The following is a 12,024-nucleotide window of genomic DNA, read 5'->3' as shown; positions in this document are numbered from 1 at the left end:
GCTCTCCTGCCCGGCATCCGCGCGAGTACTCTACACTGCCGGGCGGCAAAAATCTGCGCGCCGCCGGCGAATTACGGCTCTTTATTCAACATCAAATCCAACTGCTGCAGCAGCACCAACAGCGGCAGACTGCTCGGCTCACGCTCCTTCAACGCCTCCTCGAAGTAAGGCGTGATGGCAAAACGCGTCGGCAGCGGCGCTTCGGCGTCCAACAGCGCATACATGCGCGGCAGAAACACCCACTGCAGCCAAGCCTCGGCCGACATGCTGTCGATGCAGAACGGCTCGGTGCTGGAGAAAGCCTCAGGCTCGGGCGGCGCGGCCTGCCACAAGGCCAAATCGCGCATGGATTGTTCAATCGCCTGCAAACTGCGGCGAACCTGATTATGTATACTCATCTGCATTCCCGATCTCTTTTCATCATGATATTCAGCTCGCTGGCTGAAAGGCGGCAAAGCATAGCATTTTTATAGCCCAAATTTGGCGCGCCCGAGACCGGCTGCCGTTTTTATCTGGTGGCGTGCGCCGCCGCGCGGCACAATAGGCCCACCGAATTCACCACACAGATAAAGATTCATGTCCGTAATAACAGAGAAAAAAAATCACGCGACGCCCGGTAAGGCCATGCTGGCCTCGGTCACCGGTTACGCCATGGACGGGTTTGACCTGCTGATCCTCGGCTTTATGCTGCCGGCCATCAGCATCGAATTAGGATTAACCTCATCGGCCGCCGGTTCGCTGGTCACCTGGACGCTGATCGGCGCGGTGCTGGGCGGCGTGATCTTCGGCCATCTCAGCGATCGCTTCGGCCGCATCCGGGTGCTGACTATCACCATCCTGATGTTTTCCCTGTTCACCGGCCTGTGCGCCGTGGCGCAAGGCTATTGGGATCTACTCGCCTATCGCACGCTGGCGGGCATCGGGCTGGGCGGCGAGTTCGGCATCGGCATGGCGCTGATCGCCGAAGCCTGGCCGGCGGAGAAACGCAACCGCGCTTCGGCCTACGTCGGCATGGGCTGGCAGTTGGGGGTGCTGGCGGCCGCTTTCCTGACGCCGCTGCTGCTGGAACATATCGGCTGGCGCGGCATGTTCCTGGTCGGCCTGCTGCCGGCGCTGGCGTCATTCCTGATCCGCCGCACGCTGGGCGAACCGGAGGAATTCGTGCGGCAGAAAGACGCCGGGCAGCCGCTCTCCTTCCTTCAGCGTTTGCGCCTGCTGTTTAAGGATCGCGCCACCAGCAAGGCCAGCATCGGCATCTTCATTCTCTGTTCGGTGCAGAACTTCGGCTACTACGGGCTGATGATCTGGATGCCGACTTATCTGGCGAAAAACTTCGGCTTCTCGCTCACCAAGTCCGGCCTGTGGACGGCGGTGACGGTGGTCGGCATGACGTTCGGCATCTGGCTGTTCGGCGTCCTGGCCGACCGCTTCGCCCGCTGGAAGATTTTCGTGCTGTATCAGGTCGGCGCGGTGGTGATGGTGATCGGCTACGCCCAGTTGAGCGATCCGATGCTGATGCTGTTCGCCGGCGCAGTGATGGGCATGTTCGTCAACGGCATGATCGGCGGTTACGGCGCGTTGATTTCCGATACCTACCCGGTGCAAGCACGCGCCACCGCGCAAAACATCCTGTTCAATCTGGGACGCGGCGTCGGCGGCCTGGGGCCATTGGTGATCGGCGCGCTGGTGACGCAGGTGTCGTTTACCGCCGCCATCAGCCTGTTGGCGGCGATTTACCTGCTGGATATCTACGCCACGCTGTTCCTGCTGCCGAAAAAACAGGGCGCAGGCGATACGCTGGGCGCGATTGGTTAACGCGGAAGAAGGATTGAGACGGGGCGCACGCGCGGCGGAATAGAACAAAAAGTTGGGGGCACTGCGTTAACAGTGCCCCCGGTTCGTTTTATAGCCATCCCGCTACACAGCATGCTCCCTGCTCAATCCTTGAAAACTTTTCCTGCGGCCATCCTGACCAAGTGGTCCTTGCATCATCCTGCAGCATCGTCCTGACGCGGTTCCTCAGCCTTCCTGACCCGCCGACAGTCCTGCGCCGGCTCTCAATCTCCGTCCTGGAGGTGTCCTTGGTTTCAATCCTGAAACATCCTGGGCATCTCCTGACGCCATCCCTCGCTCTTGCCTGAGCGCATCCCTTTCTTCTTCCTGAAGCTGCATCATCCTGATGCTTTCCTGCTCCGCCGGGTCCGTGCCGGTAATGATAAGATCGCTCAAATTTCCCGGAATCACAAGGGTTTGAGAGGTGTCTCACACTAAATTAAGACTAAGAGTTATCCTAAAGAAATTCTAACCAATTGATCTGGATAACAATAATCTCATGGTCCAAAGAGAGGTGAAAAAAATTAAGAGCGATCTCTCACAGCCCGTGTGAGAGATCTCTTACACGACCGACGGCGAATCCGCCGCGCTTCAGTCCAGCACTGGGCGCAGCGCATCGAGGAAATTCCCCAGCGTCGCCGCCAACAAGGTGCGCTTATCGCTGCCGAACTGCTCCAGCACCACGTTGCCGCTGACGTTGCACAGCGACACCATCGTCATCTCGGATTCGGTGGTCGCCAGGAAGAGGGTCGGTGACAATTTGAGGCGCTTTTGCGTCACCAGATGGCCGATCAGATTCTCCTGCAGGCGGATGAAATCCTCTTCGCTCCATACCTGCAGCAGGCTCAGGCGATGCTCCCCAAATTGCGCGCTCATGTCACCGGCGTATTGCTGCGTGTAGAAACGGTGCGCATCCGGCTGCAAACGCAGCTCCAGCGCGGCCTCTACCTTCTCCAGCGTCGCCGCCGGTTCGAAAGGCTGCGGCAACCACAGCACGTCGTCCTCGCGATTCTCCACGATGCAGGGCGACGGCACGCCGTACAGCGCCTCGCTGGCCGGCGCGTGGCCGCGCTCTTGCTGCCACAACTCGACATAGCGTTGAGTGAATTCACGCAGAGCGTGCGATACATCATGGTCCATATTCTTTCTCGCATACGTTAAACTGACGGCCATTGTACCTATCTCTGACCGAGGTGACAGCAGATGTCCTCATATCAAGACCACCAGGCCCTGTCAGGGCTGACGCTGGGCAAACCCACCGCCTATCGCGATCGCTACGACGCCACGCTGCTGCAGGCGGTGCCGCGCAGCATGAACCGCGAGCCGCTGGGGCTGTATCCCGACAACCTGCCCTTCCACGGCGCGGACATCTGGACGCTGTACGAACTCTCCTGGCTGAACGCCAACGGGCTGCCGCAGGTGGCGGTTGGCGAGATCGGCCTCAACGCCGACAGCCTGAACCTGATCGAATCGAAAAGCTTCAAGCTGTATCTCAACAGCTTCAACCAAACGCCGTTCGCCGATTGGGAAACGGTGCGCAGCACGCTGCAACGCGATCTGTCCGCCTGCGCCCAAGGCGAGGTGAGCGTCACCCTGTTCAGCGTCAACCAACTGGAAGGCAGCCCGATCGCTCGTCTGGCCGGCGACTGCATCGACCAGCAGGATATTCGCATCGACAATTATGAGTTCAACGCCGACTACCTGCAGAACGCCGCCGGTGAAGAGGTAGTGGAAGAGCAATTGGTCAGCCACCTGCTGAAGTCCAACTGCCTGATCACCCATCAGCCGGACTGGGGCTCGGTGCAGATAAGCTACCGCGGCGGTAAGATCGATCGCGAAGCGCTGCTGCGCTATCTGGTTTCCTTCCGCCACCACAACGAATTCCACGAGCAATGCGTCGAGCGCATCTTCAACGATCTGATGCGCTATTGCCGGCCGCAAAGCCTGACGGTTTACGCCCGCTATACCCGCCGCGGCGGACTGGATATCAACCCGTGGCGCAGCAACGTCGCGTTCGCTCCCGAGCACGGCCGCCTGGCGCGCCAATAAGTGCGAAACATTGCTCAACAACTGAGCTAACGAGCGGTTTGTGTTGGTAAAAGCGCAGGGACGGCGGTAAGGTTAAAACGAGGCTGCGGCCGGGCAGAGCGCCCGCTTCGCCGCAGCACGCCAACCATAACGAGATGCTGTTTTGCTGCGTATGGATTACTACCGCCCCGCACCGGGTGCAAAGGAGTTACCTTGATTACACACATCAGCCCGCTTGGCTCTATGGATTTATTGTCGCAGCTGGAAGTAGACATGCTTAAGCGCACCGCCAGCAGCGACCTGTACCGCCTGTTTCGCAACTGTTCGCTGGCCGTGTTGAACTCCGGCAGCCAAACCGACAACAGCAAACAGCTGCTGTCGCGCTATGAAACCTTCGATATCAACGTGCTGCGCCGCGAGCGTGGCGTGAAGCTGGAGCTGGTCAATCCGCCGGAAGAGGCGTTCGTCGACGGCCGCATCATCCGTTCACTGCAGGCCAACCTGTTCGCCGTGTTGCGCGACATTCTGTTCGTGCACGGCCAAATCGCCAGCGCCGGCCGTTTCCAACACCTGAACCTGGAAAACTCGGCCCACATCACCAACCTGGTGTTCTCGATCCTGCGCAATGCGCGCACGCTGCATCTGGATGAGGATCCCAACATGGTGGTGTGCTGGGGCGGGCACTCGATCAACGAGAACGAATACCTGTACGCGCGCAAGGTCGGCAGCCAGCTGGGCCTGCGCGAGTTGAACATCTGCACCGGCTGCGGGCCGGGCGCCATGGAAGCGCCGATGAAAGGCGCGGCGGTCGGTCACGCGCAGCAGCGTTACCGCAACAGCCGCTTCATCGGCATGACCGAACCGTCAATCATCGCCGCCGAGCCGCCTAACCCGCTGGTGAACGAGCTGGTGATCATGCCGGACATCGAAAAACGTCTGGAAGCGTTCGTGCGCATCGCGCACGGCATCATCATCTTCCCGGGCGGCGTCGGCACCGCCGAAGAGCTGCTGTACCTGCTGGGTATCCTGATGAACCCGGAGAACAGCGAACAGGTGCTGCCGCTGATCCTGACCGGGCCAAAAGAGAGCGCCGATTACTTCCGCGTGCTGGACGAGTTCATCATGAACACGCTGGGCGACGCCGCGCGCCGTCACTACACCATCATCATCGACGATCCGGCGGAAGTGGCCCGGCAGATGAAAAAAGCCATGCCGCTGGTGAAGGAAAACCGCCGCAACACCGGCGACGCCTACAGTTTCAACTGGTCGATCCGCATCGCGCCGGATCTGCAGCTGCCGTTCGAGCCGACCCACGAGAACATGGCGAACCTCAATCTGTATCCGAACCAGCCGCCGGAGCAATTGGCCGCCGCGCTGCGCCGCGCCTTCTCCGGCATCGTGGCCGGCAACGTGAAGGAAAACGGCATCCACGCCATTGAGCAGTTCGGCCCGTACAAGCTGCACGGCGAACCGCAGATGATGAAGCAGATGGACAGCCTGCTGCAGGGCTTTGTCGCCCAGCACCGCATGAAACTGCCGGGCAGCGCCTATGTGCCCTGCTACGAAATCGTCGCCTGACCCTCAATCCCGGGCGGCGTAACGGCCGCCCTGTTTTTTCTGACCTTGCCGCCCATGATGATACACCTACTGATTGTCGACGCCCTGAACCTCATCCGCCGCATTCACGCCGTACAGGGCTCCCCTTGCGTCAACGCCTGCCGCCACGCGCTGCAGCAGTTGCTTCAGCACAGCCGCCCGACTCACGCGGTGGCGGTATTTGACGAGGACGACCGCAGCGAAAGCTGGCGCCACCAAATTCTGCCGGACTACAAGGCCGGGCGCTCGCCGATGCCTGAAAACCTGCAACAGGAGATGCCGCAGCTGCGTGAAGCCTTCGCCGAACTGGGCGTCGCCAGCTGGCATTCACCCGGCAACGAGGCAGACGATCTGGCGGCCACGCTGGCGGCGAAGGTCGCCGGCGGCGGCCACCAGGTGACCATCGTCTCCACCGACAAAGGCTATTGCCAGCTGCTGGCGCCGAACGTACAGATCCGCGATTACTTCCAGAAACGCTGGTTGGATATGCCTTTCGTGCAGCAGGAATTCGGCGTGCAGCCGCAGCAACTGCCGGACTACTGGGGGTTAGCGGGGATCGGCAGCAGCAAGATCCCCGGCGTGGCCGGCATCGGGCCGAAAACCGCCGTGCTGCTGTTGCAGCAGTCGGGCAGTCTGGACGGGATCTATCAGCACCTGGAGCAGGTGCCGGAGAAATGGCGCGGCAAGCTGGAGCAGCACCGCGAGCTGGCCTACGTCAGCAAACAAGTCGCCACGCTGCGCACCGATCTGTCGCTGGACGGCAACCTGCAGCAGCTGCGACTGCCGATACAATAAGGGCGCTGCAAGCAGCGCCCTTCATCAGGTTTAACGCGATTAATCGCGCTCGTCGCGGCGGCCCGGCACCGCCGACCACATGCGGCGCACGTGTACGGTGATCTCTTCGCGGTCGTGATACAGCTGTTTGGCGTGCACTTCGGCGCTGATGCCGGCGGCGCTCAGCGCTTCGCGGATGCTCATCAGGTTTTGCGACACTTCCTCGTAGCGTTTTTTCATCGGCAGTTTGAGGTTAAAGATCGCTTCGCGGCACCAGCCTTTCACCAGCCACTGAATCATCAGGCTGGTCACCTTCGCCGGTTTTTCCACCATGTCGCACACCAACCAATAGATCTTGCTGCTGTTCGGCTCGAACTTGAAGCCGTCGGCGCGGTGATGCGTTACCTGGCCGGTTTCCATCAGGCTCGGCGCCATCGGGCCATTATCCACCGAATGCACCATCATGCTGCGCTTCACCAGCTGATAGGTCCAGCCGCCCGGGCAGGCCCCCAGATCGACCGCATGCATGCCGCTGGCCAGGCGCTCGTCCCACTCGTCGGCGGGGATGAACACATGGAACGCTTCTTCCAGTTTCAGCGTCGAACGGCTCGGCGCATCGGCCGGGAAGCGCAGACGCGGAATACCCATGTAGAACGGCGAGTTGTTGTTGCTGTAGGAGTAACCGACATAGCAGCAGCCCGGCGCGATGAAGAACACGTGCACCACCGGGCGAGTCGGGTTCTCCCGCGCCATCAGCACCTTCTGCTCACGCATCGCGGCGCGCAGCGGCACCGTCAGCTTGCGGCAGAATTTCATCAGCTCTTTGCTTTCGTTGGTGTCCGGCACTTCCACCCGCAGCTCGCCGCCGCGATCAACCACGCCGATCAGCATGCCGACGATCGGCGATACCCGATCTTCCGGCGGCAGATCGCGCAGCAGCTCACCCACCACGAGCATTTGGCGGGCGAAAATCAGTTCGCGGAACGGAATCTCCCGCGCCAGGCGGTCGGCATCGTCCGGCTGATAGCATTCGAACAACACGTAACCGCTGTGCTCTTTTACCCGCGCAAAGCCGTAAATCTCCAGCTGGGCGGCTTTATCGGTGATCTCCGCCGCACACTCTTTTTCGAAGCCGGGGCGGCAGTACAACGCAATCTTATTCATGGCGCTCGGCCTTTTTCCTCAGACGCAAAGCGCCAATCAACATCAATATCCAGCCGATCAAGAAGCACACGCCGCCAACCGGCGTGATATATACCCAGACCTTCAGGTGCGACAGCGCCAGACAATAGAGGCTGCCGCTGAACAACACGGTGCCGAACGCCAACAGCGCTCCGCTCCAGTAAAACCACAGGCTCACGCGGCGCTGCATCGCGACCGCCAGCGCCAGGATGGCCAGGGTGTGGAACCCCTGATACTCCAGCCCGGTGCGGATCCAGGCCATTTCGTTGGCGCCCAGCGTGCCGCTTAACACATGCGCGCCGAATGCGCCCAGCGCGACAAACACAAAGCCGCTGATAGCGGCGAAAACCAGCATGGAACGGCTGCTCATCGTGATCTATCCCATTAAAAATCACCGGCCGCGGCAAGGCGGCGGCCGGCCTTATTGTTCGTAGCGGAAGCGGAACTTCTCTTGTTCGCTGGCGGCACGCGCCAGGATCCACTGCCGGAAGGCGGCTATTTTACCCAGTTCTGCCTGGCTGTCATGACATACCAGATAAAAAGCATTTTTACTGACCAACACATCGTTGAACGGGCACACCAGACGACCGGCTTCAATCTCGGTTTGCGCCATCACGTTGTTCACCAGCGCCACGCCCTGACCGTGCACCGCCGCCTGCACCACCATGGCGCTGTGGCTGAAGATTGGCCCCTGCTGCACGTTGATGTGCTGCAACCCCAGCTGGCGCGTATAGGCCAGCCAGTCGCGACGTGAAACGTCATGCAGCAGCGTATGATAAGCCAGATCGTCTGCGGTTTTCAGCGGATGATCGCCGGTCAGCAGGCTCGGCGAACAAACCGGCAGCAAATATTCCGCATACAGGCGCTCGGCGCGCAGCCCCGGCCAATTGCCGCGGCCATAGAAAATCGCCACGTCGACGTCGTCCGCCAGCTTGTCCTCTTCACGGTCCACCGCCTGGATGCGCACGTCGATGCCCGGATAAGCTGAGTTAAAGCCGGACAGACGCGGCACCAGCCACTGAATGGCGAAGCTCGGCGGCAAACTGACGGTCAATGCCCCCTTGGCGCTGCGCGCCTGCAGCTTGCGCGTCGCCTCGTTGATCGAAGAGAAGATCTCCTTGATATCAAGGTAGTAACTTTGCCCCTCTTCGGTCAGCAGCAGCGAGCGATTGCGCCGGCGAAACAGCTTCAGCCCGAGGAAGTCCTCCAGCGACTTGATCTGGTGGCTCACCGCGGCCTGAGTCACGAACAGCTCTTCCGCCGCCTTGGTGAAACTCAGGTGGCGAGCGGCCGCATCGAACACGCGCAGCGCATTGAGGGGAGGTAAGCGTTTAGACATTAAATTAGCTACTTTTGTGTAACATTAATCCGAATGATTCGGCGCCGAAAATCGGGCGGCTTTGTGTGGCAAGCCATGGACAAACGCTAACGGCGCATTGCCATTAGTTTTTTTAATCCGAGCCATTATAATTTGTCCGTTGAGGATGCGCCAGCAAATACCTATAGTGGCGGCACTTCCCGGGCCGGAACGAAAAGGGAGTGGGTGTCGAGGACGCCGATGAACTTTTGGCTTGTGGTTGTGATGTTGTGTTTGCAAATTGTCCGGCGATTCCGGACATGGTAGCTAGGCTACTGTTTTTTCACTTCCTGTACATTTACCCTGTCTGTCCATAGTGATTTTATGCAGCACCGCAAAACTTGCGGTGCTTTTTTTTTGCCTGACGGTTACTGGTTGCTTTCAACCATCTCTTTCACATCGGCGCGGTTGATCTGCTGTTCGACGCCGTTGGCGTCTTTATAGCTGATCATGCCGGTATCGTTATCCACTTTAGGCTTGCCGTCAGCGACAATGGTGCGTCCGTCATTGGTATGCATCACGTAGTTGCTGGAACAGGCGGCCAGGGTGAACGTAAGCATCAGGGCAGAGAGAACTGCGGCTGTTTTCTTCATTGAGGACTCCTTTTTAGTTTTAAATGCTGATAAATACCTTTTATGCGTATAGATGCGATTAACAAGCGCACGTTTAATAGCATAACAAACTTTCCCAATTTTGCCAGGCGATAAGTCCTAATCGGCGCGAACGCTTGTCTCCGGCGGCAAAATAGGACAGGATCACCCATCGACTCAAGCCAGTGACAATCAGGGTATGACGCCTTTTAACCCCAGCCTTTTTCGCCAACAGTTTCCCGCGCTCGCGCAGGACGGCATCTATCTGGACAGCGCCGCCACCGCGTTGAAGCCGCAGGCGGTGATCGACGCCACGCAGCAGTTTTATCGCGACGACGCCGCCACCGTGCACCGCAGCCAGCATCGGGCGGCGCAGGATCTGACCGCCCGTTTCGAGCAGGCGCGCGGCCAGGTCGCGCAACTTATCCATGCGCCGTCGGCCGACGACATCGTCTGGACGCGCGGCACCACCGAGGCGATCAACCTGGTGGCGCAGAGTTATCTGCGTCCGCGTCTGCAGCCGGGTGATGAAATTCTGGTGAGCGAAGCGGAGCACCACGCCAACCTGATCCCCTGGCTGATGGTGGCGGATCAAACCGGCGCGCGGGTAGTGAAACTGCCGATCGGCGCCGACCGTCTGCCGGACCTGGCGCAGCTGCCCGCCCTGCTCAACGATAGAACCCGCCTGTTGGCGCTGGGGCAAATGTCCAACGTCACCGGCGGCTGCCCGGATCTGGCGCCGGCGATCGCGCTGGTCCATGCCGCCGGCGCGCGCGTGATGATCGACGGCGCACAGGGCGTGGTTCACGACCCGGCCGACGTACAGCGGCTCGATATCGATTTCTACGCCTTCTCCGGCCACAAACTGTATGGCCCGACCGGCATCGGCGCGCTGTACGGCAAATCCGAGCTGCTGGCGCAGATGGCGCCGTGGCAAGGAGGGGGAAAGATGTTGACCCAGGCGTCGTTCGACGGTTTTATCCCGCAAAAACCGCCGCACTGCTTCGAAGCCGGCACGCCAAACATCGCCGGCGTGCTGGGGTTGGCCGCCGCGCTCACCTGGCTTCGCGAACAGGACATGGCGGCGGCGGAGCGCTACAGTCGCGAGCTGGCGGATCGGGCAGAACAGCGGTTGGCGCAGCTGCCGGGCTTTCGCAGCTTCCGCAGTTCCGGTTCCAGCCTGCTGGCGTTCGATATCGCCGGCGTACACCACAGCGACATCGTCACGCTGCTGGCGGAGCAAGGCATTGCGCTGCGCGCCGGCCAGCACTGCGCGCAGCCGCTGATGGCGGCGTTAGGCGTCAGCGGTACGTTGCGCGCGTCGTTCGCCCCCTACAATACTCAACAGGACGTCGATACGCTGGTCAGCGCGTTGACCCACGCCCTCGACCTGCTGGCCGACTGACTTGATTCCCGGAGACGCTATGCTCGCCCCCCATCCTTTTGGCCGAGAGATCACCGCCGAAGCGTTAATCGCCACCTTCAGCGCGCTGAAACAGTGGGAAGACCGCTACCGCCAGCTGATTATGCTCGCAAAACGGCTGCCGTCGCTGCCGGAGGCCTTGCGCAGTGAAGAAATGGCGTTAAGCGGGTGTGAAAACCGCGTCTGGTTGGGGCACCAGTTGCTGGAAGACGGCACGCTGCACTTTTATGGCGACAGCGAAGGCCGCATCGTGCGTGGCCTGTTGGCGGTGCTGCTGACCGAAGTGGAAGGGAAAACGCCGCAGCAGATCGCCGAATTGGATCCGCTGGCGCTGTTCGACCGCCTGGCGCTGCGCGCTCAGCTGAGCGCCACTCGCGCCAGCGGGCTGGCGGCGTTAGCCGCCGCCGTGCAGGCGATCGCCGCCCGTTACGCCTGACGCGCCGCCTTCGCCACCATCTTTTTCAGCGCGTGCGACACGGCGACGAAGCCGAAGGTGGCGGTGACCATGGTCGCCGCGCCGAAACCTGCGCTGCAATCCATTCTTTTCGGCCCCTCCGCCGTACTGCGCGAAGCGCATACCGAACCGTCCGGCTGCGGATAAACCAGCGGCTCGCTGGAAAAGACGCAGTCGATGCCCAGCTTGCCCTTGCCGTTTTTCACCACGTTAAAATCGTGCTTCAGCCGCTCGCGCAGCTTGGCGGCCAGCGGATCCTGAATGGTTTTCGCCAGATCGGCCACTTCGATTTTGGTCGGATCTATCTGCCCGCCGGCGCCGCCGGTGGTCACCACCGGGATCTTGAAGCGGCGGCAGTATGACAGCAGCGCCGCTTTCGGCCGTACGCTGTCGATTGCGTCGATGACGTAGCTGAAGTTATGGTCCAGCAGCTCGGCGACGTTGTCCGGGGTAATGAAATCGTCAATGCAGGTCACCCGGCATTCCGGGTTGATCGCCAGGATACGCTCCGCCATTACCTCGGTTTTCGATTGCCCGACATGCTGACGCAGCGCGTGGATCTGACGGTTGGTATTGGTGACGCAAACATCATCCATGTCGATCAGAGTGATGGCGCCGATGCCGGTGCGCGCCAGCGCCTCAGCCGCCCAGGAACCCACGCCGCCGATGCCGATCACGCAGACGTGCGCCTGCGCGAACACCGCCAGCGCCTGCTGGCCGTATAACCGCGCCGTGCCGCCGAAACGCTGCAGATAGGCTTCCGAATAAGCTGTGCTCATAACGCTTT

Annotated in this window: 13 protein-coding genes; 6 read left to right on the top strand and 7 right to left on the bottom strand. The window is 60.7% G+C overall.

The window, feature by feature from the left end; genetic code table 11:
* Positions 1–71 precede the first annotated feature (71 nt).
* On the bottom strand, positions 72–398 hold the full coding sequence (locus tag J0X03_RS04405; protein WP_033644943.1) for a YqcC family protein: 327 nt from the start codon (positions 396–398) through the stop codon (positions 72–74).
* 178 nt (positions 399–576) lie between these two features.
* Here J0X03_RS04405 and J0X03_RS04400 point away from each other — a divergent pair, with 178 nt between their 5' ends.
* Positions 577–1,815: an MFS transporter gene (locus J0X03_RS04400; protein WP_033644867.1), complete on the top strand. Its 1,239-nt coding sequence runs from the start codon at positions 577–579 to the stop codon at positions 1,813–1,815.
* A 609-nt stretch (positions 1,816–2,424) separates the two neighbouring features.
* On the opposite strand, the gene syd is transcribed toward J0X03_RS04400, so the two are convergent.
* Positions 2,425–2,973: a SecY-interacting protein gene (syd, locus tag J0X03_RS04395; protein WP_033644866.1), complete on the bottom strand. Its 549-nt coding sequence runs from the start codon at positions 2,971–2,973 to the stop codon at positions 2,425–2,427.
* A gap of 63 nt (positions 2,974–3,036) precedes the next feature.
* Between syd and queF the strand changes: the two genes are divergently transcribed.
* From queF to xni, 3 genes are all read left to right on the top strand, one after another.
* A complete protein-coding gene (gene queF / locus J0X03_RS04390; protein ID WP_069100476.1) occupies positions 3,037–3,882 on the top strand; it encodes an NADPH-dependent 7-cyano-7-deazaguanine reductase QueF in 846 nt (281 codons plus the stop codon).
* A gap of 192 nt (positions 3,883–4,074) precedes the next feature.
* Positions 4,075–5,439, top strand: coding sequence for a nucleotide 5'-monophosphate nucleosidase PpnN (ppnN, locus tag J0X03_RS04385; protein WP_019455737.1), 1,365 nt, complete (start codon positions 4,075–4,077; stop codon positions 5,437–5,439).
* 54 nt (positions 5,440–5,493) lie between these two features.
* Positions 5,494–6,252, top strand: a complete 759-nt coding sequence (gene xni / locus J0X03_RS04380; RefSeq protein WP_033644942.1) for a flap endonuclease Xni — start codon at positions 5,494–5,496, stop codon at positions 6,250–6,252.
* A 39-nt stretch (positions 6,253–6,291) separates the two neighbouring features.
* Here the strand turns inward: xni and rlmM are convergent, their stop codons facing one another.
* From rlmM to J0X03_RS04360, 4 genes are all read right to left on the bottom strand, one after another.
* Complete coding sequence (gene rlmM / locus J0X03_RS04375) at positions 6,292–7,395, bottom strand: 23S rRNA (cytidine(2498)-2'-O)-methyltransferase RlmM (protein ID WP_033652492.1); 1,104 nt, start codon at positions 7,393–7,395, stop codon at positions 6,292–6,294.
* Positions 7,388–7,783, bottom strand: coding sequence for a DUF423 domain-containing protein (locus tag J0X03_RS04370; RefSeq protein WP_004931896.1), 396 nt, complete (start codon positions 7,781–7,783; stop codon positions 7,388–7,390). The genes rlmM and J0X03_RS04370 overlap by 8 nt, the downstream gene beginning before the upstream one ends.
* A 51-nt stretch (positions 7,784–7,834) precedes the next feature.
* Positions 7,835–8,752, bottom strand: coding sequence for a transcriptional regulator GcvA (locus tag J0X03_RS04365; RefSeq protein ID WP_004931894.1), 918 nt, complete (start codon positions 8,750–8,752; stop codon positions 7,835–7,837).
* Positions 8,753–9,138: 386 nt separating this feature from the next.
* Entirely contained in the window at positions 9,139–9,363 is a 225-nt protein-coding gene (locus J0X03_RS04360; protein WP_025304050.1) for a YgdI/YgdR family lipoprotein, read from the bottom strand.
* 196 nt (positions 9,364–9,559) lie between these two features.
* On the opposite strand from J0X03_RS04360, the gene csdA reads away from it, so the two are divergent.
* A complete protein-coding gene (gene csdA, locus J0X03_RS04355) occupies positions 9,560–10,765 on the top strand; it encodes a cysteine desulfurase CsdA (protein ID WP_103101964.1) in 1,206 nt (401 codons plus the stop codon).
* A 19-nt stretch (positions 10,766–10,784) separates the two neighbouring features.
* Positions 10,785–11,219 (top strand): cysteine desulfurase sulfur acceptor subunit CsdE, encoded by a 435-nt coding sequence (csdE, locus tag J0X03_RS04350; RefSeq protein ID WP_046687719.1) that lies wholly within the window; start codon positions 10,785–10,787, stop codon positions 11,217–11,219.
* Here the strand turns inward: csdE and tcdA are convergent.
* Positions 11,210–12,016, bottom strand: coding sequence for a tRNA cyclic N6-threonylcarbamoyladenosine(37) synthase TcdA (gene tcdA, locus J0X03_RS04345; protein ID WP_004931886.1), 807 nt, complete (start codon positions 12,014–12,016; stop codon positions 11,210–11,212). The genes csdE and tcdA overlap by 10 nt on opposite strands.
* Between the last annotated feature and the right edge of the window lie 8 nt (positions 12,017–12,024).

Source organism: Serratia ureilytica (assembly GCF_017309605.1).
GTDB lineage: Bacteria > Pseudomonadota > Gammaproteobacteria > Enterobacterales > Enterobacteriaceae > Serratia > Serratia ureilytica.
This window is presented reverse-complemented; position numbering and strand designations above follow the sequence as displayed.